Raw genomic sequence first — 26,444 nt, forward strand, 5'->3', positions numbered from 1 at the left:
TGAAGCTCTCGGTGAACCTGTTCCTGATCACGCTCGTCACCGGGCAGCGGCGACCGACGTCCTGAAGAACGACCGCCTGATCGCGGAGTCCGCCCGCACGCACCTCCACGGCTCGCCCGACTGACGCACGGGGTGCGGGTGTTCAGGCCCGCCCGGCCGCACCACCCCGTGCGACTCGGTCAGTTCACCGCCCGCCGCACGGACATAACGGGACACACAACCCGTCGATCTCCAGCCACAGTTACCACGCGAGCACGGAGCGAGTTGACACTTTCGTCTCACCGGGTCTCGTGTGACACTGGCGTTCCTGTCCGCAGTGTGGACTCCTCCGCACCATCCCCCACGAGAAGTGCGCCGTGCGTTCCCTACCTCTGCCGATCAGCCTCACCGCGCGCCTGTCCCCGGTCGTCGTGCTCGCCGCGGCGGGCTGGGCGCTGTCGTCCGGTCCGCTGGCCGCGACCCCGGCCGCCGAGGACAAGGCGGACGGGAAGACGGCCACCCAGTCCCCCTCCGCGCCGTCGACGTCGGCGGCCTCGAAGGCGTACGCCGCCGCGCCCGCCCCGTGCGGCACCCTGTCCGAGAAGACCGTCAAGTCCCTTGTGCCGGGCGCCAAGACGGCCGGCAAGGAGATCCCCTCGACGGACACGAAGGTGCGCCGCACCTGCTCCTGGAACGCTCTCAAGGGGTACGACTACCGCTGGCTCGACGTCTCCTTCGAGCTCATGGACTCGGACGAAGAGGCACAGAAGTCGTACAAGGCACGCATCGCGGAGAAAAACGGCGGAGGGACGGTCCCCGGTCTCGGCGACGCGGGCTACTCCGTCGTGAACCTCACCACCGAGGACAAGCAGGAGACACGCGAGGGCGTGGTCCTCGCGCAGGTGTCCAACGCGCTGGTGATCGTCACGTACAACGGCAGTGACTTCGAGTCGAAGAAGGCGCCCGGTACGGACGAGATCAACAAGGGCGCCATCAAAGCCGCCAAGGAAGCGGCGGCGGGGCTGGAGGGCGGTCAGAAGTCCTGACCGCCCTCCTCCGCCGCCGGGTTCACGCCTCCAGACGGTCCCGTCCGCGCGCCAGCATCAGCACCACGTACAGCAGCATCGAGGTGCCGAGTCCGACCGCCCAGCCGTAGTCGGCGAGCGGCGCCAGTGCGGGGACGGGCCGGCCGTCGACCAGCGGGTGGAAGTCGGCGCCGCCGACGGCGAGGACGCCGCCGGCCAGGAAGGCGACGACGGCCCGCCAGTTCCAGCCGCCTTCGTACCAGTAGCGGCCGCCCGTGCGGTACAGGTCGGTGAGGTCGAGCCTGCCGCGGCGCAGGATCCAGTAGTCGGCGATCAGGATGCCGGCGACCGTGCCGAGCAGACCGCCGACCAGGCCGAGCCAGGTGAAGATGTAGCCCTGCGGGTCGGAGTACAGCTTCCACGGGAAGATGAGCACGCCGATGACGCAGGTGGCGAGCGCTCCGGCCCGGAAACTGATCTTCCGGGGCGCGACGTTGGAGAAGTCGAAGGCCGGCGAGACCAGGTTGGCGGCGACATTCACGGACAGGGTCGCCACCAGCACGGTGACCAGCGCGAACAGCAGGCCGACGACGCTGTCCGTCTTGGCGGCCAGCTGGACCGGGTCCCAGATCGTCTCGCCGTAGACCGCCTGCGAACCGGAGGTGACGAGCACCGACAGGAACGCGAACAGGGTCATGGTGGTCGGCAGGCCCAGTGCCTGTCCCCATGTCTGGGCCCGCTGGCTCTTGCCGTAGCGGGTGAAGTCCGGGATGTTCAGGGACAGGGTCGACCAGAAGCCGATCATGCCCATGAGGGAGGGCCAGAACAGCTTCCAGAAGTCGGAGCCCCAGCCGAGTTGCGAGGGCTGGTCGAGCAGCGGGCCGAAGCCGCCCGCCTTGTTGCTCATCCAGATCAGCATCACGAACGCGCCGACGAGCACGAAGGGCGCCGCCCAGTTCTCGAACCGGCGGATCGTGTCCATACCCCGGTAGATGATCGCGACCTGGAGCACCCAGAACAGCGCGAACGACAGCCACATGGTCCAGGCGTGGCCGCCGATGTGCGCGGCGTTCGCCCAGCTGTCGCCGATCAGCTTGCCGGCGAGGAAGTAGATCGCCTCGCCGCCGATCCAGGTCTGGATGCCGAACCAGCCGCACGCCACCAGCGCCCGGACGACGGCGGGCAGGTTGGCGCCGCGGACGCCGAAGGAGGCGCGCGCGAAGACCGGGAAGGGGATGCCGTACTTGGGTCCGGCGTGCCCGGTGAGCAGCATCGGCACCAGCACGATCACATTGGCCAGGGCGATGGTGAGCACCGCCTGCTTCCAGTCCATGCCGACGGCGATCAGACCGGAGGCGAGGGTCCAGGAGGCCGTGTTGTGGGCCATGCCGACCCACAGCGCGGTGAAGTTGTACGTGGTCCAGGTGCGCCTCTCCACCGGGACCGGCAGCAGGTCCTCGTTGGCGTAGGGGCCGCTCGGGGCGGCGCCCGGGGCGAGTTCGACCCGGCCGTCGGCGAGGGTGACTTGGGCGGACGGCGGTATGGCCGTGGGAGCGGTATCGGTCATGGGCAGGCCAATCAAGGGGAGGTGGGTCGGGAAAGGCCGTGCGGGTGGTGCCGATGGGGGGTGCGCCCTGGGGGAAAAACAACGCGGAGCGCCCTGGCCCCCTTCCCGGGAGAGCGGAAAGGGGGAGATCAGGTGGGGGACCTACGGGGACGGGTCAGGGCTACGGGTCCGGTCAGCCGTTGACCGCCGGGATCACCGTCGACCCGTACGCGTCGATGGTGGCCTCCTGGGCGTCGTGCATGTCGTAGACGGCGAACTGGTCCACTCCCAGCTCGCGCAGCGCGTGCAGCTTCTCGATGTGCTTCCCGACGGGGCCGACGATGCAGAACCGGTCGACGATCTCGTCCGGCACGAACGCGGTGTCGGGGTTGTCGGCGCGCCCGTGGTGGGAGTAGTCGTACCCCTCGCGGGCCTTGATGTAGTCGGTGAGTTCCTCGGGTACGGCGGCGGAGTGCTCGCCGTACTTCGCGACCAGGTCGGCCACATGGTTGCCCACCATTCCGCCGAACCACCGGCACTGTTCCCGCGCATGGGCGAGCGCCTCGGGCGAGTCGTCCTCGGTGACGTAGGCGGGTGCGGCGACGCAGATCTTCACCTCGGACGGGTCACGCCCGGCGGCGACCGCGGCGTCCTTCACCGCCTTGACCATGTACTCGGTGAGGTACAGGTCGGCGAGCTGGAGGATGAACCCGTCGGCCTCCTCACCGGCCATCTTCAGCGCCTTGGGGCCGTACGCCGCCATCCATACGGGGAGTTCGGCGCCGGGCTTGATCCACGGGAATCTGATGACCGTACCGCCGCCGAGGTCGGCCTCTTCGCCGCTCCCCAGCGCCCGGATGACCTTCATCGCCTCGCTGATGCGGGCCAGGGTGTTGGGCTTGCGGCCCGCCACCCGCATCGCGGAGTCGCCGCGGCCGATCCCGCACACCGTGCGGTTGCCGAACATGTCGTTGAGGGTGGCGAAGGTGGAGGCGGTGACCTCCCAGGTGCGGGTGCCCGGGTTGGTGACCATGGGGCCGACCGTCAGCTTGCTGGTGCTGGAGAGGATCTGACTGTAGATCACGAACGGTTCCTGCCACAGCACGGCCGAGTCGAAGGTCCAGCCGTAGGTGAAGCCGTTGCGCTCGGCGCGCTTCATCAGGCTGATGACCTTCGAGGCCGGCGGGTCGGTCTGCAGGACGAGTCCGAAGTCCATGTGCGCCACTCCTAGGTGAGGTACTGACAGGTGGAGCGCGGGGTGTAGACACCGTGACCCGCGTGTCCGGTGTACTCCCGCTCGGTGATGACGAGCTCGCCGCGTGAGAGGACCGTCTCGACGCGGCCGGTCAGGCGCTTGCCCTCGTACGCCGAGTAGTCGACGTTCATGTGGTGCGTCTCGGCGGACAGGGTCTGCTCGGCGTGCGGGTCGTAGATGACGACGTCGGCGTCGGCGCCGGGCGCGATGGTGCCCTTCTTCGGGTACATGCCGAACATACGGGCCGGGGTCGCGCAGGCGATCTCGATCCAGCGGCGGCGCGAGATGTGCCCGTCGACGACGGCCTGGTGGAGCAGGTCCATACGGTTCTCGACGCCCGGCAGACCGTTGGGGATCTTGGAGAAGTCGCCGCGGCCGAGTTCCTTCTGGCCGACGAAGCAGAAGGGGCAGTGGTCGGTGGAGACGACCTGGAGGTCGTTGGTACGCAGCCCCTGCCACAGCTTGGCCTGGTGCTCCTTGGGCCGCAGGGGCGTCGAGCACACGTACTTCGCGCCTTCGAAGTCCGGCTCGGCCAGGTTGTCGGTGGACAGGAAGAGGTACTGCGGGCATGTCTCGCCGAAGACGTTCAGCCCCTCGTCGCGCGCCCGGGCCAGCTCGGCGACCGCCTCCATCGCCGAGACGTGCACGACGTACAGCGGCGCTCCGGCGACCTGCGCGAGCCGGATGGCGCGGTGGGTGGCCTCGGCCTCCAGGAGGGCCTTGCGGACCTCGCCGTGGTACCTCGGGTCCGTCTCCCCGCGGGCCAGCGCCTGTTCCACCAGCACGTCGATCGCGATGCCGTTCTCGGCGTGCATCATGATCAGGCCGCCGTTCTCGGCGGAGCGCTGCATGGCGCGCAGGATCTGGCCGTCGTCGCTGTAGAAGACGCCGGGGTAGGCCATGAACTGCTTGAACGAGGAGACGCCCTCCTCGACCAGCAGATCCATCTCCTTGAGGGTGTCCTCGTTGACATCGGAGACGATCATGTGGAAGCCGTAGTCGATCGCACAGTTGCCCTCGGCCTTGGCGTGCCAGGCGTCCACGCCCTCGCGCAGGGTGTGGCCGACGCTCTGCACGGCGAAGTCGACGATCGTGGTGGTACCGCCCCAGGCGGCGGCCCGGGTGCCGGTCTCGAAGGTGTCGGAGGCGAAGGTGCCGCCGAACGGCAGCTCCATGTGGGTGTGGGCGTCGACGCCGCCCGGGATGACGTACTTCCCGGTGGCGTCCATGGTCCGCTCGGCCGTCCATGCCTCGGCGGCCGGGGTGCCGCTCGCGGCCAGTGCCGCGATACGGCCGTCCTCGATGAGGACGTCGGCGTGGATCTCGTCGGACGCGGTGATGACGAGGCCACCGCGGATGACGGTACGGCTGCTCATGCGGTCACGCTCCGCTCGGTTGCGGTCGGAAGTGCGGGTCGTTGTGTGGCTGCTCTCGCGGTTCCCCGTGCTTGCTCTCGCGGTTCCCCGTGCTTACGGTGCGGTCAGCGGGGAGTACGCGTCGGGGCGGCGGTCGCGGTAGAACTGCCAGCGGTCGCGCACCTCGCGCAGCTTGGCGAGATCCAGGTCGCGGACGACGAGTTCGGTCTCCTTGTCGCTCGCCACCTCCCCGACGAACTGCGCCTCCGGGTCGACGAAGTAGGACGTCCCGTAGAAGTCGTTGTCGCCGAGGTCCTCGACACCGACCCGGTTGATCGCACCCACGAAGTACTCGTTGGCGGCGGCCGCGGCCGGCTGCTCCAGCTGCCACAGATACGCGGACAGACCGCGCGAGGTGGCCGACGGGTTGAAGACGATCTCGGCGCCCTGGAGGCCCAGAGCGCGCCAGCCCTCCGGGAAGTGACGGTCGTAGCAGATGTAGACACCGATCCGGCCGGCCTTGGTGTCGAAGACCGGCCAGCCGCTGTTGCCCGGGCGGAAGTAGAACTTCTCCCAGAAGCCGGGCACCTGCGGAATGTGGTGCTTGCGGTACTTGCCGAGATAGGAGCCGTCCGCGTCGATCACCGCGGCCGTGTTGTAGAGGACGCCGGGCTGCTCCTCCTCGTACATCGGCAGCACGAGAACGATGCCCAACTCCCTGGCGAGCGCCTGGAACCGCTTGATGATCGGGCCGTCCGGGATCCGCTCGGCGTACTCGTAGAACGCCTTGTCCTGGACCTGGCAGAAGTAGGGTCCGTAGAACAGCTCCTGGAAGCACAGGACTTGAGCACCTTGCGCGGCCGCGTCCCGGGCCGCCTGCTCGTGCACCTGGATCATCGACTCCTTGTCGCCCGTCCATGCGGTCTGGAAGAGGGCGGCACGGATCACTGTGCTCATCGGGACCTCCGGTCACTCGGTGTGCTGGGGCTCGCCCCAGGAGCCTAGGAAGTCCGAAAGCAGGCTTTGAGTTGCACGGTGTCACGTCTGAAGGCATACGGCGTGTCACGGTGTCACCCTGTCGTGAGCCCATGTTTCACCGCCGTTTTCCCAGGTCGTTCTGTGTTTTCGCCGCTGTTTCGCGGCATCGCGTGCCGCATTGTGTGCCGCGCGGGGTCACGCCTGTTGCGCGTCGTGCGCGAGGAGCGCTATGTGCACCGAGGCGGCCTGTTCGAAGTCGTCGAGGTCCACACCCAGCCGCGTCTGTATCGCCTCCAGCCGGCGGTAGAGCGCGGGCCGGGAGACATGGTGGAGCTGGGCCGTGCGGGACTTGTTGCGGCCCGTGGCGAGATAGGTCCGCAGCACGGCGAGCAGGTCCTCGCCGGCCCCGCAGAGCAGCCCGTCCAGTTCCCGCTCCGCGAAGGCCTGCACATACGGGTCGTCGCGCAGCAGCCGGATCAGTCCGCGCAGGTGGACGTCCTTGAGGCGGACGACGGCCGGGAGGTCCAGGGCGGCCGAGGAGTCGGCCACGGCGTCCGCCACGTGCTGCGCCTCACGCAGTCCGGCGGGTACGTCGTCCCAGGCGGTGCGCGGGTCGGCCGCCGCCACCACGGTCCCCGGCGAGCCCGACTCCGAGCGCAGCCGGGCCGCGAAGTGCGCGGTGAGCGCCGGGGCGTCCTGGTCGCGGGCGAGGCTGAGCAGCACGGCGGTCGCTCCGTCGGCCAGCTCGGCGACGAGTCCGGAAAGGCCCAGCATGCGCAGCACCCGGTCCAGCCGGTCCGTCTCGCCGTCCCGCACGACCAGCGGCACAAAGGTGCGCCGGTTGACCGGCAGTCCGGCGGCCCGCGCCCGGGGCAGCAACTGCCGCGCCGGTACGACCCCGGAGACCAGGTCGGTCAGCAGGCCCTGCGCGGACTGCTCCTCCCAGGTGTGCGCCGAGGTGCCGCCGAGCATGCGGTGCAGGACGAGGGCCTCGGCGGCGCGGTCGGCGAGCAGGCGTCCGGTGGCGGTGTCGCCGCGGTGGCCGCACAGCATGATCTGCCCCCAGCGCTCGCCCCGTCCCCCGAGCTCGGCGCGGATCCAGCCGTCGCCCTCGCTGCCCCCGGCCTGGCGGGCGATGCGCTCCCAGTCGCGCAGCACGTCGTCGACCGCCGACCGCTCCCCCGCCGTGGCGAGGACACGGTGGGCGAGGTTGGTGACGACGACCGGGCAGGCGCTGTGCTGGGCGACCTCGTCGAGCAGCCGTTGCAGCGGGGCGCCCGCGGTGATGAGACCGGTGAGCGCCGTCCGTACCGACTCGGAGAGGCTGACCGCCGCGAACTTCCGCCGCACCAGCCGGGACTGGACCTCCTCCGTCAGCTCGGCGAAGGGGAACGGCCGGTGCAGTACGACCATCGGCAGCCCGCAGCGCTCGGCCGCCCGGCGCATCACATCGGGCGGGGAGGGGAAGGCCCGGCCGAGGCCGAGGACGAGCGCCGCGGCCTCCGCGCGGTGCAGCGACTGGACGTACTCGGCCTGCGCGCCCTCGTCGCCGGCGAGCAGCACACCGGTGGTGAGGACCATCTCGCCGCCGCTGAGCATCACGCCGACGTCGGGGGCCTCGGCTACGTGCACCCAGCGCACGGGCCGGTCGAGCTGGCTCGCGCCGGCCACCACCTCGGGCTCCCCGGCGAGCACCCGTTCCATCGTGAGGACCTGACGGACCGACAGGGTCGGCTCCTGTCGCTCCCAGATATGGAGGGTGGTGGTCATGCCTGATCCCTTGCTCGGTTCGCTGCTACTGGATGCCCCGCAGCGCGCGTTCGAGGATCGCGGCGCCCTCCTCGGCCTCCGCCACGGTGAGGGTCAGCGGCGGGGCGATGCGCAGGGCGCTGGTGTTGTGGCCGCCGCCCTTGCCGAGGAGCAGCCCGTCGGCGCGGGCCGCCTCCAGCACGGCGGACGCGGCCTGCGGGTCGGCCTCGTGGGTGCCCGGTCTGACCAGCTCGACGCCGATCATCAGACCCCGGCCGCGCACCTCCCGTACGCCGGGAACCTGCGCGGCGACGGCCCGCAGCCGCTCGATGAGCAGTCCGCCGACGCGCCGGGCGTTGCCCTGGAGGTCGTGTTCCAGCAGGTACGCGATGTTCGCCAGGCCCGCCGCCATGGTGATCTGGGTGCCGCCGAACGTCGAGATGCTGTTGGCGTCCAGGCAGTTCATGATCTCGGCGCGGGCGACGACCCCGCCGATGGACATGCCGTTGCCGATGCCCTTGGCGAAGGTGAGCATGTCCGGCGGACCGTTCTGCGCGTGCGCCTGCCAGCCCCAGAAGTGGTCGCCGGTGCGGCCCCAGCCGGTCTGCACCTCGTCGGCGATCCACAGGATGCCGCGCTCCTTCAGCACCTGGCGGAAGGCCGCGTACAGACCGTCCGGGGGTGAGGTGAAACCGCCGACGCCCTGGATCGGCTCGGCGATCAGGGCCGCGGGCGGGCGGGTGTGGCCGAGCAGGTCCTCCAGGTCGTCGACGCAGGCCGCGATGAACTCGTCGTCGCCGAGCGAGGCGTACGGGCCGCGGGTGCGGACGCCGCCGTGGACGTACAGGGTCTGCAGCGGGGACAGCGAGGTCGGCGACCAGCCGCGGTTGCCGGTGATGCCGACCGCGCTGAAGGAGCGGCCGTGGTAGCTGTTGCGCATCGCCAGGACGGTGTTGCTGCGGCGGTACGTCGTCGCCAGCAGCAGGGCCGTGTCGTTGGCCTCGGTGCCGGACGTGGTGAAGAAGACGCGCGCGTCCGGGATGCCGCTCAACTGGGCGATGCGCTCGGCGAGTTCGACCATCGGCCGGTTGAGATAGAGGGTGGAGGTGTGGATGATCCGCCCGGCCTGCTCGCTCACCGCCTTCGTCACCTCGGGCAGCGCGTGCGCGGTCATCGTGGTGAGGATGCCGCCGAAGAAGTCGAGGTACCTGTTGCCCTCGGCGTCCCAGACGTGGCGGCCCTCGCCGTGGGTGATCTCCAGCGGGTCCGCGTAGTAGAGGGCGAGCCAGTCGGGCAGGACCTTGCGATGGCGTGCGTACAGGTCGCTCACGGCTGCACCAGCCCTTCGTAGGCGTCGGGACGGCGGTCACGGTAGAAGGCCCACTGCCGGCGTACGTCCTCGATGAGGTCGAAGTCGAGGTCGCGGACGAGGAGTTCCTCGGTCTTGTCGCTGGCGACGTCGCCGACGAACTGGCCGCGCGGGTCGACGAAGTAGCTCGTCCCGTAGAAGTCGTTGTCGCCGTACTCCTCGACGCCGACGCGGTTGATCGCGGCGACGAAGTACTCGTTGGCGACGGCGGCCGCGGGCTGTTCCAGGCGCCAGAGGTAGGAGGAGAGTCCGCGGTGCGTGGCGGACGGGTTGTAGACCAGCTGGGCGCCGTTCAGGCCGAGTTGCCGCCAGCCCTCCGGGAAGTGACGGTCGTAGCAGATGTAGACGCCGACCTTGCCGACGGCCGTGTCGAAGACGGGCCAGCCGACGTTGCCCGGTTTGAAGTAGTACTTCTCCCAGAAGCCCTTGACCTGCGGGATGTGGTGCTTGCGGTACTTGCCGAGGACGGTGCCGTCGGCGTCGATCACCGCGGCGGTGTTGTAGTAGAAGCCGGACTGTTCGACCTCGAAGACCGGGACGACGACCACCATGCCGGTCTCGCGCGCGAGCTCCTGCATACGACGCGTCGTCGGTCCGCCGGGGACCGGCTCGGCCCAGCGGTAGTGCTCAGGCTCCTGGACCTGACAGAAGTACGGGGAGTTGAACACTTCCTGGAATCCGATGATCTTCGCACCCTGCCGGGCCGCCTCGCGGGCGTGCTCCTCGTGTTTCGCGACCATGGACTCGGTGTCGCCGGTCCAGGTGGCCTGGACCAGAGCGGCGCGTACGACGTTGGCCATGAGCTGCTCCTTCGACGGGACCCCAGAGCCTCTACGCCCGTAGAAGTGACCGTAGAGGCACGAACGTAAGCCTCTGGGAGAGCCTTGCCAAGACCATTGTCGTCAACCCGCGGAGTCGATCACGTTTCACACTCCGGTGGGTGAGCGAGGGGCCGATCAGGCTCGGGGCGGGGGCGGGCATCGCTGCCGCGGCGTTGACACGGTGGGTCGGGTTGGCGCAGGCAGGGGTGGCTCCGGGCTGCGATGAGGCCCAGCACCCGGAGGCGGCCGGTGGGGTGGGCATGGCGCCGGTGGGGTGCGCCGAGGGGGGCGCGTGCATCACGGCGGCGAAGCGCCCCCGGGCGGGGTGCGGCAGGTGGCGACGCCGCGCGCACACCAGCCCCGGCCCTGCGCAACACGGCTGCGCGGCGGCCGGTGGGGTTCCCGCAGGGCAGGGGTGGCACCGGGCAGGCGATGAAACCTGGCGGGTGGCCGTTGGCGGGGGCAAGGCACCGGCTCCCGCCGAGCGGGGCGCGAGCCTCGGGGCGGCGAATCGCGCCCCCGGCAGGCTGTGGCCGGTGGCGACGCGCGCGGGCACAGCAGCGCCGGGCCCTGCGCGCCGCTGCCGCACGGCGGCCGGTGGGGTGGGCATGGCGCCTGTGGGGCGCGCCGAGCGGGTCCGGGCACTGCGCGACACCCGTCGTGCGGCGGCTGGTCTCCCGCAGGGCAGGGGTGGCCCCGGATCACGCGGTGAAGCCTGCCACCCGGAGGGCATGGAGGAGGTCCCAGTGGCATTCCTGTGAGACCCGGCCGGCGGCGTCCAGCAGGAGTGGGACGAGTGTCTGTGGGTCCGGTGCGGCGCTGCGGGCCGCCTCCTCCGGGGTGCGAACGCGGACGTACGCATCGAGCAGGGCCCGGATCTCGCGGCGGCGCCCCTCGGCGGCCAGCGTCCGTACCGCCTGCCCGATCTCCGCGGCGGGCCGTGCCACGCCCTGCCGCAGGATCTGCTCCCCGTCGGCACCGAGCCCCGCCTCAGTGAGCGCGTCGGCCGCGGCGACGAGCCGGGCGGCGGGCAGCGAGGCCGTCTCCCACAGCAGGGTCGCCCAGTCGGCGCCCAGCCCGGCCCGCTGCATCTCGGCGGCGAGCAGCGGGAAGCGGGCGGCGGGCCAGTACGCGGCCTCCGCCAGCAGTACGTGCGCCTCACCGCTCCGGCCCTCGGCGCGCAGCCGGACGAGCGTCTCGACGGTGCCGACGGTCTCCCGCCGTGCCGCCGTGTCCACCGGCTCAGCCTGCGGCTGCGGCTGCGGCCGGTCGTCCGCCTCGGCGGCCCCGGCGAAACGCGCCCCGCGCGGGGTGCGACCGGTGGTGACGGGCGGCGCGGGCACGGCAGATGCGGCCCCGGGCGGTACGACGGCGGGGGCGGCCTCTTCCTCGGTCATCCCCGCGAACCGGGCACCGCCACGGCGACGCTTCTTCTGTTTCTGTTGGGGAGCGGGGGCGGGCTCAGGTGAGGGGGCGGTGGGTTCAGGTGAGGGGACGGGTTCAGATGAGGGGGCAGGCTGGGCATGGCCGCCGGTGACGCCTTCGGCGGCGGTGCCCGAGAGGCCGGACCGGCCTCGGGAATCGTGCGGGTCACCGGCGCGGACACCGTCCCGCTGCCCCTCGCCCCGACCCGCCTCCGGCGCGCCGCGCTGCTGCGGCATGCCCGGGAACCCGGTGGCGCGCTGGTCTCCCCCGCCCCGCGGGAACCCGGCATCCTGCGAGCCGCCTGCGCCAGGAGGCGCGGCACGGTCACCGGGACGCTGCGCGGGGCGAACCCCGCCTTGCCGGAACCCGGCATCCTGCGGGTCACGACCGCCCGAAGGCGCACCACCCGCCCCGAAACCGTCATCCAGCCGCCCCACGGAGTCACCTCCGCCCCGCAGGAACCCGGCATTCTGCCCGCCATGTCCGCCGCGTCCGCCGGAAGGCGAACCGCCTGACTCAAACCCGTCGTCGGGGCGCTGCGCCCCGCCACCCCCGCCGAACGAGAACCCGGCATCATCCGCGCCACGCCCGCCGAAAGGCGATCCACCCGCCCCGAAACCGTCATCCAGCCGCCGATTGGACCCGTCCCGCACGGACCGATCCCCGCCCCGCGCGAACCCCGCGCCCTGCGTGCCGGACGGTGTGCCGGACGGATTGTGCCCGCCGCCCCGGCCCGCGGGGGGCGCGACCGCCCCCCGTCGGCCCAGCTCCTCCATGCGGCCCCGGAGTTCGGCGCAGCGCTGCGTCGCGCGCTGGTGGTCGTCGCTGGCCCAGGCCAGGTCGAGGCGGATGGCGTCGGCCGCTTCCCGGGTGGTGGCGGAGGCGAGCAGTCGGCCCAGTTCCGTCTGCCGGTCGGCGGCGTAGCGCTGCTCGCGGAGCATCACGTCGTACCGGTCGCCGAGGGCGTCCCGGCCGCCGGGCCGGGCGTCGTACGCGGCGAGCGCGGCGGCGTGCAGGGCCCGGGCCCGGTCCGTCTCCTCGGCGGCGGCCGCGGGGCCGTACTCGGCGGCGAGATCATGGAGAACGGACTCCACCACGTCCCACGGCGGCACTTCACGTCCGTCGAGGCACGCCTGCATGCCGTCGGGGTCGCGCTGCCAGAAGACCGCGCACCATCCGCCGCGCTGATCCACCTGCGCCAGCAGACCGTCCAGGTAGTTCGCGAACTCCCGTACTGGAACCGGGAGTTGATCCACTGCCATCGCCCAACTCCTGCCAGACCGGAGCACTCCGCTTCCGTAGGCAACACCAGCCGTGTTACAGGGAGGCTACGGACAGTTTTCAATGGGACTGCGGTGACCGCTCATGCGCCGGTCCTGCTCCTTGAGGGCGAGCGCGTCAGACCCCCGCGAGCACGCACCGCCCGGCCAGTTCGTCCATGGACAGACCGAGGGCCCGGGCCAACGCGGCCACGGTGAAGAAGGCCGGGGTCGGCGCACGCCCGGTCTCGATCTTCCGCAGGGTCTCGGCGGAGATGCCGGCGCTCGCCGCGACCTCCGTCATGCTGCGGCCGCCGCGGGCCTCGCGGAGCAGCCGCCCGAGCCGCTCGCCGCGTTCGCGTTCTTCGGGGGTCAGTGGGGTGCGCACCATGCCGTCATTCTAATACCGGTATAGTAATTGGCATGGTGGAGCTGAAGACGGACACATCGATCGATGCCATGTACGAGGCGGGCCAGGTGGTCGGCCGCGCCCTGACGGCCGTACGACAGGCCGCCGACGTGGGCATGTCCCTGCTGGAGCTGGACGTGATCGCGCACGACGTACTGCGCGCGGCCGGCGCCACCTCGCCCTTCCTCGGCTACCGGCCCTCGTTCGCCCCCACCCCGTTCCCCGCGGTCATCTGCGCCTCCGTGAACGACGCGATCGTGCACGGCATCCCGGGCGGCTACCGGCTGCGCGACGGCGACCTCGTCTCCGTGGACTGCGGCGCCGAACTCGACGGCTGGGTGGGTGACTCGGCGATCAGCTTCGTCGTGGGCGAGCCGCGCCCCGCCGATCTGCGGCTGATCGAGGCCGCCGAGCGGGCGCTCGCCGCCGGCATCGAGGCGGCCGTGGTCGGCAACCGGATCGGCGACATCGCGCATGCCGTCGGCTCGGTCTGCCGCGCGGGCGGCTACGGCATCCCGGACGGCTTCGGCGGACACGGCATCGGCCGCCGTATGCACGAGGATCCCTCGGTCCCCAACGAGGGGCGCCCGGGGCGTGGGCTGCCGCTGCGGCACGGCATGGTGCTGGCGATCGAGCCCATGCTGGTCGGCGGCGGCACCGACGGCTTCCACGCGGCCCCCGACGGCTGGACCCTGCGCACCGACGACGGCTCCCGGGCGGCCCATGCCGAACACACGGTGGCGATCACCGAGTCGGGGCCGCGCATCCTCACGGCCCGACAGGACACCCGTACAAGCTGAGTGCCGCGCCAGGTCGTGTCCGACGGATCGTGCCGCAGACGCGGGGCGGGGCGGATCCCTGCGACCCCGGCGGCGTCGGCCGCCGGCTGCTGCGCCGCGGCTTCGCGTGGGCGGCTGCCGCGTATCCGGGCCGGACGTCTTCCTGGAGGTGCTGCGGGGCAACGATCGTGCGATCGTGTTCTACGAGCGCCAGGGCGGCCTGCGCACTGCCGAGCGCCCGCTGCGGCTGGCCTCGGGCCTCGTGCTGGACGAGATCGAGTACACCGGGCCCGCCCCCGCACGGGCAACCTGGCCGAGGACGAGCCACAGGTGTAACCCGGTACACGTCCGGGCACCCGCGTCCGCACCGGCACGACGTCGATCAGCACGCGTCCCGGGCCGCCCCCGAGTTCCCGGCTTCGCCCGGACGGGGCGGCACCCCACCGGGACGCCGGATGGGAACGCCATGACCAGCGGCTTCAACGGCCCAGAGGGCTACGACCCCTTCGGAGAATTCCTCGCCCGCTACTTCGGCGGCCCGCGCCCCGGCCCCCGCCAGATCGACATGGGCCGGCTGCTGAGCCAGCCGGCCAGGGAACTCGTCCGCGGCGCCGCCCAGTACGCCGCCCAGCACGGCAGCCGGGACCTGGAGACCCAGCATCTGCTGCGCGCCGCGCTCGCCTCCGAGCCGACCCGGAGTCTGCTCAGCCGGGCCGGCGCCGACCCCGACACGCTCGCGTCGGAGATCGACCAGCGCTCCGGCCCCGTCCAGCACAGCCCGGAGCAGGCCCCGCCGCCCACCGCGCTGTCCCTGACCCCGGCCGTCAAACGCGCTCTGCTGGACGCCCATGACCTGGCACGGGCCAGCGGCGCCGGGTACATCGGCCCCGAGCACGTCCTCAGCGCGCTGGCCGCGAACCCCGACTCGGCGGCCGGGCACATCCTCAACGCGGCCCGCTTCGGACCCTCCGGCCTGCCGCCCGAGGCGGCACCTGACCTGGCTCCGCCCCGCGCCGAACGGCCCCGCGCCACGGGCACGCCCACCCTCGACAAGTACGGGCGCGATCTGACCGAACTGGCGCGGCAGGGCCGTATCGACCCGGTGATCGGGCGGGAGGAGGAGATCGAGCAGACCATCGAGGTGCTCTCGCGCCGCGGCAAGAACAACCCGGTGCTGATCGGCGACGCGGGTGTCGGCAAGACCGCGATCGTCGAGGGACTCGCCCAGCGGATCGCGGACGGTGATGTGCCCGACGTGCTCACCGGGCGGCGGGTGGTCGCCCTGGACCTGACGGGCGTGGTCGCGGGCACCCGCTTCCGGGGCGACTTCGAGGAGCGGCTGAACAACATCGTGGGCGAGATCCGCTCCCACTCCGACCAGTTGATCGTCTTCATCGACGAACTGCACACCGTCGTCGGCGCGGGCGGAGGCGGCGAGGCCACCTCGATGGACGCCGCGAACATCCTCAAGCCGGCCCTGGCCCGCGGCGAGCTGCACATCGTGGGCGCCACCACGCTGGAGGAGTTCCGCCGGATCGAGAAGGACGCGGCACTCGCCCGCCGCTTCCAGCCGATCCTGGTGCCGGAGCCCACCATCGCGGACGCGATGGAGATCCTGCGCGGACTGCGCGACCGCTACGAGGCCCACCACCAGGTCCGCTACACCGACGAGGCGCTGGTGGCCGCCGTCGAGCTGTCCGACCGCTATCTCACCGACCGCCGGCTGCCGGACAAGGCCATCGACCTGATCGACCAGGCGGGCGCCCGGGTGCGGCTGCGGGCCCGGACCAAGGGCACGGACGTACGGGCCATGGAGCGCGAGGCCGAGCAGCTGACCCGGGACAAGGACCAGGCGGTCGCGGACGAGCGCTACGAGCAGGCCACCCGGCTGCGCGACCGCATCACGGAGCTGCGGAAGCAGATCACCGAGGCCACCCACGAGGACGAGGCCGACGAGGGCCAGCATCTGGAGGTGACCGCCGAGGCGATCGCCGAGGTGGTGTCCCGGCTGACCGGTGTCCCGGTCAGCAGCCTCACCGAGGAGGAGAAGGACCGGCTGCTCGGCCTGGAGGAACATCTGCACCAGCGGGTCGTGGGGCAGGACGAGGCGGTCCGTGTGGTCGCGGACGCGGTGCTGCGCTCCCGGGCCGGGCTCGCCAGCCCCGACCGGCCCATCGGCAGCTTCCTCTTCCTGGGGCCGACCGGCGTGGGCAAGACCGAACTGGCCCGCGCGCTCGCCGAGGCGCTGTTCGGCAGCGAGGAGCGCATGGTCCGCCTGGACATGAGCGAGTACCAGGAACGGCACACCGTCAGCCGTCTGGTGGGCGCCCCGCCCGGCTATGTCGGCCACGAGGAGGCGGGCCAGCTCACCGAGGTGGTGCGGCGGCACCCGTACTCGCTGCTGCTGCTCGACGAGGTGGAGAAGGCGCACCCGGACGTCTTCAACATCCTGCTCCAGGTCCTCGACGACGGGCGGCTGACCGACGCCCAGGGCCGCACGGTGGACTTCACCAACACCGTCATCGTGATGACCAGCAACCTCGGCTCCGAGGCGATCACCCGGCGCAGCGCCGGCATCGGCTTCGGGGCGGGCGGCGCCGAGGCCGACGAGGAGGCACGGCGCGAGCAGATCCTGCGGCCGCTGCGTGAGCACTTCCGGCCGGAGTTCCTCAACCGCATCGACGAGATCGTCGTGTTCCGCCAGCTCAGCGGTGACCAGCTGCGGCAGATCACCGCCCTGCTGCTGGAGAGGACCCGGCGGCTGGTGCAGGCGCAGGGCATCACGGTCGAGTTCACCGACGCGGCCACGGGCTGGCTCGCCGAGCGGGGCTACCAGCCCGAGTACGGCGCCCGGCCGCTGCGCCGCACCATCCAGCGGGAGGTCGACAACCAGCTCTCCCGGCTGCTCCTGGACGGCCGTATCAAGGAGGGCGGCCGGGTGACGGTGACCGTCGAGGACGGGCGCCTCGCCTTCCGCACGGACACGGAGGACGCGACGCCCGCCCCGGGGTGATCAGCCCGTCGGGTGCACGACCATCGCCGAGCCGCCGCCGCGCCGTACCTTCTCGGCGGCGGCCAGCCATGTCCCGTTCGGTAGCCGCTGCACCCCGGTCGCCGCGCCGATCTCGGGATTCAGCCGGAAGGAGTGCCCGATGGCCTCCAGCTGTTTCTGCAGGTCGCTGCCGTAGAGGGCGGGTTCGAGATCGGTCTGGGCCGTGTTGCGCTGGCTGGCGCGCGGCGCGGCGATCGCGTCGACGAGCGGCAGACCCCGGTCGAGGAACCCGGTGAGCGTCTGCAGCACGGTGGTGATGATGGTCGAGCCGCCGGGCGAACCGAGCGCCACCACGGGCTTGCCGTGCCGGTCCAGCACGATCGTCGGCGAGATCGAGGACCGTGGGCGTTTGCCGGGACCCGGCAGGTTCGGGTCGTGGACGGCCGGGTTGGCGGGGGCGAAGGAGAAGTCCGTCAGCTCGTTGTTCAGGATGAACCCGCGGCCGGGGACGGTGATGCCGCTGCCGCCCGTCTGCTCGATGGTGAGCGTGTAGGCGACGACGTTGCCCCATTTGTCGGCGGTCGTCAGATGCGTGGTGTTCTCACCCTCGTACGTCGTCGGGGCCGCCGTGCCGCCGACGGCGCAGGCCGCCGGGTCGCGCGGGTCGCCGGGCGCGAGAGGGCTGGTGAGCACCGCGTCGTCCTTGATGAGGCAGGCCCGCGAGTCGGCGTACTTCTGGGACAGCAGTTCCCTGGCCGGTACGTCCTCGAAGGCGGGATCGCCGAGCCAGCGCCCCCGGTCCGCGAACGCGATCCGGCTCGCCTCGATGAAGCGGTGCAGGTACCGGACCTCGCTCGCCTTGGAAAGGTCGGTGTTCTCCAGGATGTTGAGGGCCTCGCCGACGGTCGTGCCGCCGGAGGAGGAGGGCGCGATGGAGTGGACTTCGAGGTCGCGGTACGAGGTTCTGGTGGGCGCCTGGAGCTTGGCGCGGTAGGCGGCCAGGTCCTTCTCGGACAGCTTGCCCGGGCGGGCGTTCCAGCCCGAGGCCGGGTCCACCGGCGGGTTGTTGACCGTGTCGACGATGTCGTCGCCGATGCCTCCCCGGTAGAGCGCACCGACGCCCTTTTTGCCCAGTTCCGCATAGGTGCGGGCGAGATCGGGGTTCTTGAAGGTGGAGCCGACGACGGGAAGCTGCCCGCCCGGCAGGAACAGCTCCGCCGTGTCCGGGAAGTAGCGGAAGCGGGTCTCGTTGGCGGCGGTCTGGGAGCGGAAGGTGTCATCGACGGTGAAGCCCTCGCGGGCGATCCGCTCGGCGGGTCCGAGGACGCTGCCGAGCCGCTTGCTGCCCCACTCGTCCAGTGCCTTCTGCCAGGTGGCGGGCGTGCCCGGGGTGCCGACGCTCAGGCCGCTGCTGACGGCGTCGGCGAAGGCGAGCGGTGTGCCGTTCTCCACGAACAGCCCGGAGCCGGCGGTCAGGGGCGCGGTCTCGCGGCCGTCGATGGTGTGCACGGTGCGGGACCTGGCGTCGTAGTAGACGAAGTAGCCGCCTCCGCCGATGCCGGAGGAGTAGGGCTCGGTGACACCGAGGGCGGCGGCGGTGGCGACGGCGGCGTCGACGGCGTTGCCGCCCTTCTTGAGGACCTCGATCCCGGCGGCGGAGGCGTCCGCGTCGACGCTGGCGACCGCGCCGCCGCGGCCGACCGCCACGGGCACCTTCTCGGGGGCTGTGCTCCGGGCTGCGGGCGGCGCCGCCGCCCCGACCGACACCACGGCGGCCGAGACCGCCAGTAACGACAGCTTCCGCGCGACAGGACGACGCATGCGCACCTCCAGGAAGAGACGTCCGCGCAGCCTATGCCATCACCAGGGCCCCGTCAGGAGCACGCGAGACAGGGCGCAAATCCGGACGGACAGACCATCTCGAACACGGGTTTGCGTTGGCCCGCTACCATGCGCGCCCATGAACGACGACCTGCGCAATATCGTCCTGGGCGTGGCGGCGGCCGGCATCAGTGCCCTGCTCGGCTGGCTGGCCCGCACCTACATGTGGAAGCGGAAGCTCCGCCGTCAGCAGGCCTTCTTCGGGCTGCCCGACAACTCCGAGTCACTGCTTGTCGTCAACCGCGACGCGAGCAGCCCCGATCTCGCCGTGCACCGCTACGACGTGTTCGCCCTCCTGGAGCTCGCCGCGCTCATCAAGGACTGCGGCGCGCATGCCGAGGTGATCACGCAGGACGCGGCCCGGCAGGGTTTCGGCGAGCGGACGGAGTTCTGCGTCGGCGGCCCGGGGTCCAACCGGCGTATGGCGGCCCATATGCATGCCATGCTGCCCGGGGTGCGCGTGAACACCGACCCCGAACCGGGGCCGGACCGGCTGGCGTTCCAGGTCGGCAGCGAGCGCTACCGCCTGGAGCCCGGCCTGACCGAGTACGTGCTGCTGGCACGGCTCACGGCCGGAGAGTCCGGCCCGTCCCGGCCCGTCTTCCTGTTCTGCGGCCAGCGCGCGATCACCAATCAGGCCGCGACCCGCTATCTGGCCCGCAACCACGAGCGGTTGGCCCGCAAGCACGGCAACACTCCGTTCGTCCTTCTGCTGAAGGTCGTCAACTCCCAGGCGTACGGACCGGATGTCGTCGAGCTCGTGGCGGATGTGACGCGCGCGGCACAGACACCCCTGCCGACGCCCGCCGTTTCCCGTAGTGCACACCGCGCCTCCTGAATCTTCACACACGTCAATATTCTTTACTCGCACGTAACTTACTGACGGGTTACCTCCGGTAAGCGGTCAAGGTTACCGTCGGGTCACTTTGCACGGAAACGAGTGAGGAGTGATCCGTGGGACACCACCGCAAGGCCCTGCGTACGACCGCCGTGGGCGCCGTCTCCGCGACCCTGATCGCGGGAAGCGCCCTCGGACTCGCCCCCACCGCCCAAGCCGCCTCGAACAGCGTCCGCTTCGTCGACATCAAGGGCGACGGCGGTACGGTCCTCAAGGCGAACGTCGTCACACCCGCGGGCGCGGACGGCACCCGCCGCTACCCGCTGCTCGTGCTCCCCACGAGCTGGGGCCTGCCGCAGATCGAGTACCTGGCCCAGGCACAGAAGCTCGCGGACTCCGGCTATGTCGTGGTCACGTACAACGTACGGGGGTTCTGGCAGTCGGGCGGCGAGATAGAAGTGGCGGGCCCGCCGGACATAGCCGACGCGTCCAAGGTCATCGACTGGGCCATCGCCAACACCCCTGCCGACGAGGGGCACATCGGCATGGCGGGCGTCTCCTACGGCGCCGGCATCAGTCTGCTCGCCGCCGCACACGACAAGCGGGTCAAGGCCGTCGCCGCGCTGAGCGGCTGGTCGGACCTGATCGGCTCGATCTACTCCAGCCGCACCCAGCACCTTCAGGCCGCCGCGCTCCTGGACGGCGCGGGCCGGGTCACCGGCCGCCAGAGCGAAGAAGTCCGGCAGATCTTCAACGACTTCTACGCCTCCAACCTGTCGAAGGAACAGGAGATCATCGACTGGGGGAAGAAACGTTCCGCTGGGACCTACGTCGACCAGCTCAACCAGAACGGCACGGCGCTGATGCTCGCCAACGCCTGGGGCGACACGGTCTTCCCGCCCAACCAGTTCGGGGACTTCTACGAGAAGCTGACCGGCCCGAAGCGACTGGAGTTCCGGCCCGGCGACCACGGGACCGCCGAGATAACCGGCCTGTTCGGGCTGCCCAACGACGTATGGACCGACGCCGGGCGCTGGTTCGGGCACTACCTCAAGGGCGAGGACAACGGCATCGACCGCGAGCAGCCGGTCCGGCTCAAGTCCCGCTCCACGGGGGCCTACGAGGGCTATCCGGACTGGAAGTCGGTCGGCGCGACACGCAAGAAGATCGCCCTCGCGGGCACGACCACCATCCACACCAACATCGACTCCGGAGCGGACGGCGGAGTCGTCTTCCTGTCCAGCATCCTGGACCAGGTCGCCAAGATTCCCCCGATCGCGTCGATCCCCCTGCTCCCCCGCCGCTGGGCGGCCGTGTGGCAGTCCGAGAAGTCCGCCACCGCCCAACAGGTGCGCGGCACCGCGATGTTGCACACCACCCTCACTCCGACCAAGGAGAGCGGCACCCTCGTCGCATACCTCTACGACGTGGGCCCGCTCGGCCTCGGCAAGCTGGTCAGCAACGCGCCGTACACCTTCCACGGGCGTACGCCCGGCCGGCCGTTCGGCGTCGACCTGGAGCTGTTCTCCACGGCCTACGACGTCCCGGCAGGACACCGGCTCGCCCTGGTCGTCGACACGGTCGACCCGCTCTACATCGAGCACAACCCGTCCGGCGCGCAGCTGACCTTCTCCTCGCCGGCGAACGACCCGTCGTACGTGTCGGTTCCGCTGAGCGAGCAGTGATCTCCGGCTGCTGCCGGGCGAGCACGTGCCCTTCTGCTCCTGCCCGCCCGGCAGCAGCGTCCCCGGTCCGGCCGGCGCCACCGCCGCGACCTCGGTCGGCGAGATCACCGGCACACAGGGATGAACGGCATATCGTAGTCGAGGCGTTCAGTGCTTGAGGATCTTGGAGAGGAAGTCCTTGGCGCGGTCGCTGTGCGGGTCGGTGAAGAACTCCTCGGGCGTGCGGTCCTCGACGATACGGCCGTCGGCCATGAACACCACACGGTTGGCGGCCGAGCGCGCGAAGCCCATCTCGTGGGTGACGACGACCATGGTCATGCCGTCACGGGCCAGTTGCCGCATGACCTCCAGAACCTCGTTGATCATCTCCGGGTCGAGGGCCGAGGTCGGCTCGTCGAAGAGCATGACCTTCGGTTCCATGGCGAGGGCACGCACGATGGCCACACGCTGCTGCTGGCCGCCGGAGAGCTGCGCCGGGAACTTGGGCGCCTGGTCGGCGAGACCCACCCGGCCGAGGAGTTCGCGGGAGCGCTGATCGGCCTCCTCCTTCTTGCGTTTACGGACTTTGACCTGCCCCAGCGAGACGTTCTGCAGAACCGTCTTGTGGGCGAAGAGGTTGAAGGACTGGAAGACCATGCCGACGTCGGCGCGCAGCCTGGCGAGTGCCTTGCCCTCCTCCGGGAGCGGCTGCCCGTCGAGTTTGATGGTGCCGGACTGGATGGGCTCCAGCCGGTTGATCGCCCTGCACAGGGTCGACTTTCCGGACCCCGAGGGGCCGATGACCACGACCACCTCCCCCTTGCCGACGGTGAGGTTGATGTCCTCCAGGACATGCAGCTCACCAAAGTACTTGTTGACGTCCAGCAGCTCGATCAAAGGATCGACGACCATGCCCAGCCCTACTCACTCTCAGCTGTGTCGTGGTTGCCGCAACCTATCGATGGCAAGATCGAACTTATGGGACGACACGCACTTTTCGGGCATTAGCCGTATTTACGGTGAAATATTGGCAAAGAGTTTATGACGGGCGCGCGGGGCCACCGCCGTCATTCCTCGGCGACTTCGGCGTACTGCTGCGAGAGTTCGGGGACACCACTGGCGGCCCACTCCTGACCCGAGGCCACGACATCGAACTCACGGCCGGAGGCGAGCCGGATCACGGGCTGACCGTCGGACCGGATCTCCCAGGCGGCCCCGGAAACGGTACGCACGATGACCGTCCCGAGGTAGAGGCCGGCGTCGTTGCCGAGCCAGGGCAGCACCTCCTCGTCGTCCCGCCAGCGCGGCACCAGTTGGTCCAGCGCCTCCAACGAGGCGGCCGAGTCGTCGAGTTGGACGCCCTCCTGGGACGCCTGGGAGCGCAGCAACTCACACTCGGCGAGCAGCCCGGCGATGCCCTCGGGGTCGCGGGCCGGGGGTTCCTCACGCCGGTGGCCCAGAAAAGGGATCTTCATACACCCAGCCTGTCACTCGCCCCGCCCTGTGCACCACAGGCGCGCGGGCCGTCGATTCCGGTCCATTTCGCGCCGAGTTCGCGCATGGCTCGTTGACGAGTCACTTGCGCCTCTTTAGCTTCTCGATGCGTCTTTTGTCTCATTGAGAACAGCAGAGATCGATAGAGAGCGGTTGTGATCGGGCGTGACATGGGAGGAGCCGAGGGTGCGCCGGTGTGTGCGGAGTTCCACGCTCGTCCTCCTGGCCCTCGCGCTGCTCACCGCGGCCGGTCCGGCACACGCCGCCGACCGACCCGGACCGCTGCCGCTGCCGCTCCCGCTGGAACAGCTCTTCGACAACAGGGCGGTCAGCGACGACGCACGGCCGGGCGAGGCGGACTTCGACGGCTTCGGCGCCTCGCTCTCCGCACAGGACCTCACGGCCGCGGGCTGGACTCCCGGGCGGGCTCTCACCGTGCAGGGGGCCCGGCTGACCTTGCCGCGGTGGCAGCCGGGCGAACCGGACAACGTACGGGCCGCCGGTCAGGAGGTGCGCGTCGACGGCTCGGGCGACGCGCTGGCCTTCCTGGTGGCGGGCACGGGCGGTGGTGGCGCCGCAGGGGCGCGCCGGTGTCGGAAGTCCGAGCGCGCAAAGGCCCGAAGGGCTGAGCACAGTCGGACTCCCGACACCGGCCGGAGCGCCCCGGCGGCGGAGCCATGCACCGCCGAGGTGAGAGGTTCGGGGTCGGTCTCGTACGAAGACGGCACCAGCTCCTCGTACCGGCTGACCGCCCCCGACTGGCGCACGGGCCCGTCGGCCACGAAGACGGTGGCTCTGCCGCACGTCAATACCCCGGGCGGCCAACTGCCCCTGACAGCACGGCTGTACGTGGTGACCTTGCCGCTGGAGCCGGGTCGCGAGGTCGCCTCGGTACGGCTGCCCCGCGCGGCCGCGCTGCATGTGTTCGCGCTGTCGGTGCGGGCGGCGGGGCGCGGCTGGACGGGGACGTGGGCCGCCGCGACGTCCGGTCGTCAGCCCGTGGGGCCCTGGACGGACCGGACACTGCGGCTCGTGGTGCACACCTCGGCGGGCGGGCCACGGGTGCGACTGCGGTTCGACAACACGTTCGCGGCGGCGCCGGTGCGGATCGGGGCGGCCACCGTGGCGAGACAGGCGGAGGGGGCGGCGGCGCGGGGAGCTCCGGTGCCGCTGTCCTTCGAGGGAGCGACGGCCGTCGAGATTCCGGCGGGAGCACAGGTGTTCAGCGATCCGCTCGACTTCGAGGTGCCCGAGGACGCGAATCTGCTGGTGAGTTTCCATCTGCCGGGAACGGTCGCCGAGGCTCCCGTGCACCGGCTCGCGGTGCAGCGGTCGTATGTGAGCGAGCCGGGCGACCATACGACGCAGGACGGCCCGGCGGCGTACACCTCGGTCCTGACCAGCTGGCCGCTGCTGACCGGGGTGGACGTGGCCGGCGGGCCGGGGTCCGTGGTGCTGCTCGGGGACTCGATCACCGACGGCACCGCGTCCACGGGGGATGCGAACCGGCGGTGGCCCGATGTGCTGGCCACACGTCTGCTGCGCCAGCAAGAGGTCCCGCACTATGGCGTGCTCAACCAGGGCATCTCGGGAAACCGTGTGGCCGCCGATGTGTATCCCGGCGACGGGGTCTTCGCGAGCCCGTCCGGGGTGAGTGCGACGCACCGGTTCGACCGGGACGTGCTCGCGCAGACGTCGGCGCGTACGGCGGTCCTGTTCCAGGGCGTCAACGACGTGCGATGGGGAGCGACGGCCGAGCAGGTCATCGCGGGTCTACGGGAGATGGCCGGGCGGGGGCACGAGCGGGGGCTGCGGATGCTGGCGGCGACGATCGTGCCGTGCGAGGGCGAGGCCCGGTGCACGGCCGCCGCCGACGCGGAGCGGGTCGCCGTCAACGTCTGGATCCGGGACGCCGGTGTGTTCGACGGCGTCCTCGACTTCGACGGTGTCGTACGCGACCCGGATCGCCCCGCGCGCCTTCTGCCCGCGTACGACAGCGGGGACCATCTGCACCCGGGGGACGCCGGGCTGGCGGCTGTCGCGGAGTCGGTGGATCTGCGGCTGCTCGCGCCCTGACCGTCCGTCGCCAGACCGCGCGTCATTTGACCGAACGCGTCGCCTGACCAAACGCGTCGTTGCCGGACGCGTCGCCTACACGTCCAGGTCGACCACGACCGGCGCGTGGTCCGAGGCGCCCTTGCCCTTGCGCTCCTCGCGGTCGACATACGCGTCCGTGACCGCCTTGGCGAACGGCTCGTTGCCGTAGACCAGGTCGATCCGCATGCCGCGGTTCTTGGGGAAGCAGAGCTGGCGGTAGTCCCAGTACGTGAACGCGTGCTCGTACTTGAGCGGCCGCGGGACCACGTCCGACAGCCCGGCCTCACGCAGGGCGGCCAGGGCGGCGCGCTCGGCGGGCGTGACGTGGGTGAGTCCTTCGAAGGCGGCCACGTCGTAGACGTCGTCGTCCGTCGGTGCCACGTTGTAGTCGCCCATCACCGCGAACGGACGGCCGCCCGCCGCGTCACCGGCGACGGCCGCCTTCAGGGCCTCGAACCACTGGAGCTTGTACGCGTAGTGGGGGTGGTCCACCTCGCGGCCGTTCGGCACATACACCGACCAGACGCGGACCGGGCCGCAGGTCGCGGAGAGCGCCCGGGGCTCCTGGGAGCCCTCGAACCCCGGGTCGCCGGGCAGGCCCTTGACCACGTCCTCGATGCCCACGCGGGAGAGCACCGCCACGCCGTTCCACCGGCCGGTCGCGTGGACCGCCGCCTCGTAGCCCAGCTCGCGCAGCTGGTCGAACGGGAACTGGTCCTCGGCGATCTTGGCTTCCTGGAGGCACAGCACGTCCGTGCCGCTGCTCTCCAGCCAGGCGAGCAGCCTCGGGAGGCGGGCGGTGATCGAGTTCACGTTCCAGGTGGCAATGCGCATGCCCCACAACCTACCCGGCGGGTCCGACAACGCGGCCGGACCCTCAGATCTCCGCCGAGGCTCCCGGTGTCAGCCGCAGGTGTTCCGTGCCGCCCAGCGCGCCGATCTGGTTGTCGTAGATCGGGCGGGCGAGGTCGGTCAGCAGGGCGTCGTGGATGTCGTAGGCGCGCTGGGGCCCGACCTCGCGGACGTAGTCGATGACCTCGGAGATCTTGTTCCACGGGGCCATCACCGGGAGCATCAGCGTCTCGACGGCGTGGTCGGGGACCGTGAGCGCGTCGCCGGGGTGGAAGAGGCGTCCGCCGTCGACGAGGTAGCCGACGTTGGTGATCCGCGGGATGTCCGGGTGGATCACCGCATGCAGTTCGCCGTGGACCTGGATGTCGAAGCCGGCGGCGGAGAAGGTGTCGCCGTGGCCGACGGTGTGCACGCGGCCCGGGAACGCCGCCGAGATCTTCTCCGCGACCGCCTTCAGCGTCCAGATCCGCGCGGCCGGATCGGCCTCCAGCGCGGCCCGCAGCCGCTCCTCGTTGAAGTGGTCGGGGTGCTCGTGCGTGACCAGGATCGCCTCCGCGCCGACCGCGGCGTCCGCCTCACTGAATCCGCCGGGGTCGAGGACGAGCGTCCGGCCGTCCTTCTCGAGGCGCACACACGCGTGCGTCTTCTTGGTGAGCTTCATGGATCCATCCTCCCCC

At 71.0% G+C, this 26,444-nt stretch carries 20 protein-coding genes; 6 read left to right on the plus strand and 14 right to left on the minus strand.

From position 1 onward, the window contains the following. Window positions 1-356 precede the first annotated feature (356 nt). The gene (locus tag F7R91_RS03265) at window positions 357-1,025 is read left to right on the plus strand and encodes a hypothetical protein (RefSeq protein WP_150944263.1); all 669 of its coding nucleotides are present in this window, start codon (window positions 357-359) and stop codon (window positions 1,023-1,025) included. 22 nt (window positions 1,026-1,047) lie between these two features. Here the strand turns inward: F7R91_RS03265 and F7R91_RS03270 are convergent, their stop codons facing one another. The 9 genes from F7R91_RS03270 to F7R91_RS03310 form a co-directional block, all read right to left on the minus strand. Beyond that, a complete protein-coding gene (locus F7R91_RS03270) occupies window positions 1,048-2,571 on the minus strand; it encodes an NCS1 family nucleobase:cation symporter-1 (protein WP_191971323.1) in 1,524 nt (507 codons plus the stop codon). A gap of 172 nt (window positions 2,572-2,743) precedes the next feature. Then, on the minus strand, window positions 2,744-3,766 hold the full coding sequence (locus F7R91_RS03275) for a TIGR03842 family LLM class F420-dependent oxidoreductase (RefSeq protein ID WP_150944267.1): 1,023 nt from the start codon (window positions 3,764-3,766) through the stop codon (window positions 2,744-2,746). A gap of 11 nt (window positions 3,767-3,777) precedes the next feature. Then, entirely contained in the window at window positions 3,778-5,181 is a 1,404-nt protein-coding gene (gene hydA / locus F7R91_RS03280; RefSeq protein ID WP_150944269.1) for a dihydropyrimidinase, read from the minus strand. Window positions 5,182-5,274: 93 nt separating this feature from the next. Beyond that, window positions 5,275-6,117 carry a nitrilase-related carbon-nitrogen hydrolase gene (locus F7R91_RS03285; protein ID WP_150944271.1) on the minus strand — a complete coding sequence of 281 codons (843 nt, stop codon included), beginning with the start codon at window positions 6,115-6,117 and terminating at the stop codon, window positions 5,275-5,277. 216 nt (window positions 6,118-6,333) lie between these two features. Continuing rightward, complete coding sequence (locus tag F7R91_RS03290) at window positions 6,334-7,908, minus strand: PucR family transcriptional regulator (protein WP_150944273.1); 1,575 nt, start codon at window positions 7,906-7,908, stop codon at window positions 6,334-6,336. A 25-nt stretch (window positions 7,909-7,933) separates the two neighbouring features. Further along, window positions 7,934-9,217, minus strand: a complete 1,284-nt coding sequence (locus F7R91_RS03295) for an aspartate aminotransferase family protein (RefSeq protein WP_150944275.1) — start codon at window positions 9,215-9,217, stop codon at window positions 7,934-7,936. Continuing rightward, the gene (locus tag F7R91_RS03300; RefSeq protein WP_150944277.1) at window positions 9,214-10,056 is read right to left on the minus strand and encodes a nitrilase-related carbon-nitrogen hydrolase; all 843 of its coding nucleotides are present in this window, start codon (window positions 10,054-10,056) and stop codon (window positions 9,214-9,216) included. The genes F7R91_RS03295 and F7R91_RS03300 overlap by 4 nt, the downstream gene beginning before the upstream one ends. A 722-nt stretch (window positions 10,057-10,778) precedes the next feature. Then, window positions 10,779-12,764 (minus strand): hypothetical protein, encoded by a 1,986-nt coding sequence (locus F7R91_RS03305; RefSeq protein ID WP_150944279.1) that lies wholly within the window; start codon window positions 12,762-12,764, stop codon window positions 10,779-10,781. A gap of 136 nt (window positions 12,765-12,900) precedes the next feature. Continuing rightward, on the minus strand, window positions 12,901-13,152 hold the full coding sequence (locus F7R91_RS03310) for a helix-turn-helix domain-containing protein (protein WP_150944280.1): 252 nt from the start codon (window positions 13,150-13,152) through the stop codon (window positions 12,901-12,903). A gap of 32 nt (window positions 13,153-13,184) precedes the next feature. On the opposite strand from F7R91_RS03310, the gene map reads away from it, so the two are divergent. Continuing rightward, entirely contained in the window at window positions 13,185-13,970 is a 786-nt protein-coding gene (gene map, locus F7R91_RS03315) for a type I methionyl aminopeptidase (protein WP_150944282.1), read from the plus strand. Between the two features lie 445 nt (window positions 13,971-14,415). Then, window positions 14,416-16,962 carry an ATP-dependent Clp protease ATP-binding subunit gene (locus F7R91_RS03320; protein WP_150944284.1) on the plus strand — a complete coding sequence of 849 codons (2,547 nt, stop codon included), beginning with the start codon at window positions 14,416-14,418 and terminating at the stop codon, window positions 16,960-16,962. Here the strand turns inward: F7R91_RS03320 and ggt are convergent, their stop codons facing one another. Beyond that, window positions 16,963-18,762, minus strand: a complete 1,800-nt coding sequence (ggt, locus tag F7R91_RS03325) for a gamma-glutamyltransferase (protein WP_191971324.1) — start codon at window positions 18,760-18,762, stop codon at window positions 16,963-16,965. It abuts the gene before it with no gap. Between the two features lie 139 nt (window positions 18,763-18,901). On the opposite strand from ggt, the gene F7R91_RS03330 reads away from it, so the two are divergent. Continuing rightward, window positions 18,902-19,660: a hypothetical protein gene (locus F7R91_RS03330; RefSeq protein WP_191971325.1), complete on the plus strand. Its 759-nt coding sequence runs from the start codon at window positions 18,902-18,904 to the stop codon at window positions 19,658-19,660. 116 nt (window positions 19,661-19,776) lie between these two features. Continuing rightward, window positions 19,777-21,345, plus strand: coding sequence for a CocE/NonD family hydrolase (locus F7R91_RS03335; RefSeq protein ID WP_150944286.1), 1,569 nt, complete (start codon window positions 19,777-19,779; stop codon window positions 21,343-21,345). A gap of 147 nt (window positions 21,346-21,492) precedes the next feature. Here F7R91_RS03335 and F7R91_RS03340 read toward each other — a convergent pair whose 3' ends face one another. Beyond that, window positions 21,493-22,236, minus strand: a complete 744-nt coding sequence (locus tag F7R91_RS03340; RefSeq protein WP_150944288.1) for an amino acid ABC transporter ATP-binding protein — start codon at window positions 22,234-22,236, stop codon at window positions 21,493-21,495. 155 nt (window positions 22,237-22,391) lie between these two features. After that, a complete protein-coding gene (locus F7R91_RS03345) occupies window positions 22,392-22,799 on the minus strand; it encodes a DUF6278 family protein (RefSeq protein WP_150944290.1) in 408 nt (135 codons plus the stop codon). Window positions 22,800-23,016: 217 nt separating this feature from the next. Here F7R91_RS03345 and F7R91_RS03350 point away from each other — a divergent pair, with 217 nt between their 5' ends. After that, the gene (locus tag F7R91_RS03350) at window positions 23,017-24,894 is read left to right on the plus strand and encodes an SGNH/GDSL hydrolase family protein (RefSeq protein WP_408056001.1); all 1,878 of its coding nucleotides are present in this window, start codon (window positions 23,017-23,019) and stop codon (window positions 24,892-24,894) included. A gap of 75 nt (window positions 24,895-24,969) precedes the next feature. On the opposite strand, the gene F7R91_RS03355 is transcribed toward F7R91_RS03350, so the two are convergent. Both F7R91_RS03355 and F7R91_RS03360 read right to left on the minus strand, forming a co-directional pair. Continuing rightward, window positions 24,970-25,749: an exodeoxyribonuclease III gene (locus F7R91_RS03355; RefSeq protein WP_150944292.1), complete on the minus strand. Its 780-nt coding sequence runs from the start codon at window positions 25,747-25,749 to the stop codon at window positions 24,970-24,972. Window positions 25,750-25,792: 43 nt separating this feature from the next. Then, entirely contained in the window at window positions 25,793-26,428 is a 636-nt protein-coding gene (locus F7R91_RS03360; RefSeq protein WP_150944294.1) for an MBL fold metallo-hydrolase, read from the minus strand. Between the last annotated feature and the right edge of the window lie 16 nt (window positions 26,429-26,444).

Source organism: Streptomyces luteolifulvus (assembly GCF_008806595.1).
Lineage (GTDB): Bacteria > Actinomycetota > Actinomycetes > Streptomycetales > Streptomycetaceae > Streptomyces > Streptomyces luteolifulvus.

Excerpts from the sequence above, each read along its gene's own strand:
- F7R91_RS03320 (WP_150944284.1), top strand. The coding sequence starts at position 14,416 with ATGACCAGCGGCTTCAACGGCCCAGAGGGCTACGACCCCTTCGGAGAA.
- F7R91_RS03345 (WP_150944290.1), bottom strand. The coding sequence starts at position 22,799 with ATGAAGATCCCTTTTCTGGGCCACCGGCGTGAGGAACCCCCGGCCCGC.
- ggt (WP_191971324.1), bottom strand. The coding sequence starts at position 18,762 with ATGCGTCGTCCTGTCGCGCGGAAGCTGTCGTTACTGGCGGTCTCGGCC.
- F7R91_RS03300 (WP_150944277.1), bottom strand. The coding sequence starts at position 10,056 with ATGGCCAACGTCGTACGCGCCGCTCTGGTCCAGGCCACCTGGACCGGC.
- F7R91_RS03290 (WP_150944273.1), bottom strand. The coding sequence starts at position 7,908 with ATGACCACCACCCTCCATATCTGGGAGCGACAGGAGCCGACCCTGTCG.
- hydA (WP_150944269.1), bottom strand. The coding sequence starts at position 5,181 with ATGAGCAGCCGTACCGTCATCCGCGGTGGCCTCGTCATCACCGCGTCC.
- F7R91_RS03355 (WP_150944292.1), bottom strand. The coding sequence starts at position 25,749 with ATGCGCATTGCCACCTGGAACGTGAACTCGATCACCGCCCGCCTCCCG.
- F7R91_RS03270 (WP_191971323.1), bottom strand. The coding sequence starts at position 2,571 with ATGACCGATACCGCTCCCACGGCCATACCGCCGTCCGCCCAAGTCACC.
- F7R91_RS03310 (WP_150944280.1), bottom strand. The coding sequence starts at position 13,152 with ATGGTGCGCACCCCACTGACCCCCGAAGAACGCGAACGCGGCGAGCGG.
- F7R91_RS03305 (WP_150944279.1), bottom strand. The coding sequence starts at position 12,764 with ATGGCAGTGGATCAACTCCCGGTTCCAGTACGGGAGTTCGCGAACTAC.
- F7R91_RS03285 (WP_150944271.1), bottom strand. The coding sequence starts at position 6,117 with ATGAGCACAGTGATCCGTGCCGCCCTCTTCCAGACCGCATGGACGGGC.
- F7R91_RS03360 (WP_150944294.1), bottom strand. The coding sequence starts at position 26,428 with ATGAAGCTCACCAAGAAGACGCACGCGTGTGTGCGCCTCGAGAAGGAC.
- map (WP_150944282.1), top strand. The coding sequence starts at position 13,185 with ATGGTGGAGCTGAAGACGGACACATCGATCGATGCCATGTACGAGGCG.
- F7R91_RS03330 (WP_191971325.1), top strand. The coding sequence starts at position 18,902 with ATGAACGACGACCTGCGCAATATCGTCCTGGGCGTGGCGGCGGCCGGC.
- F7R91_RS03340 (WP_150944288.1), bottom strand. The coding sequence starts at position 22,236 with ATGGTCGTCGATCCTTTGATCGAGCTGCTGGACGTCAACAAGTACTTT.
- F7R91_RS03275 (WP_150944267.1), bottom strand. The coding sequence starts at position 3,766 with ATGGACTTCGGACTCGTCCTGCAGACCGACCCGCCGGCCTCGAAGGTC.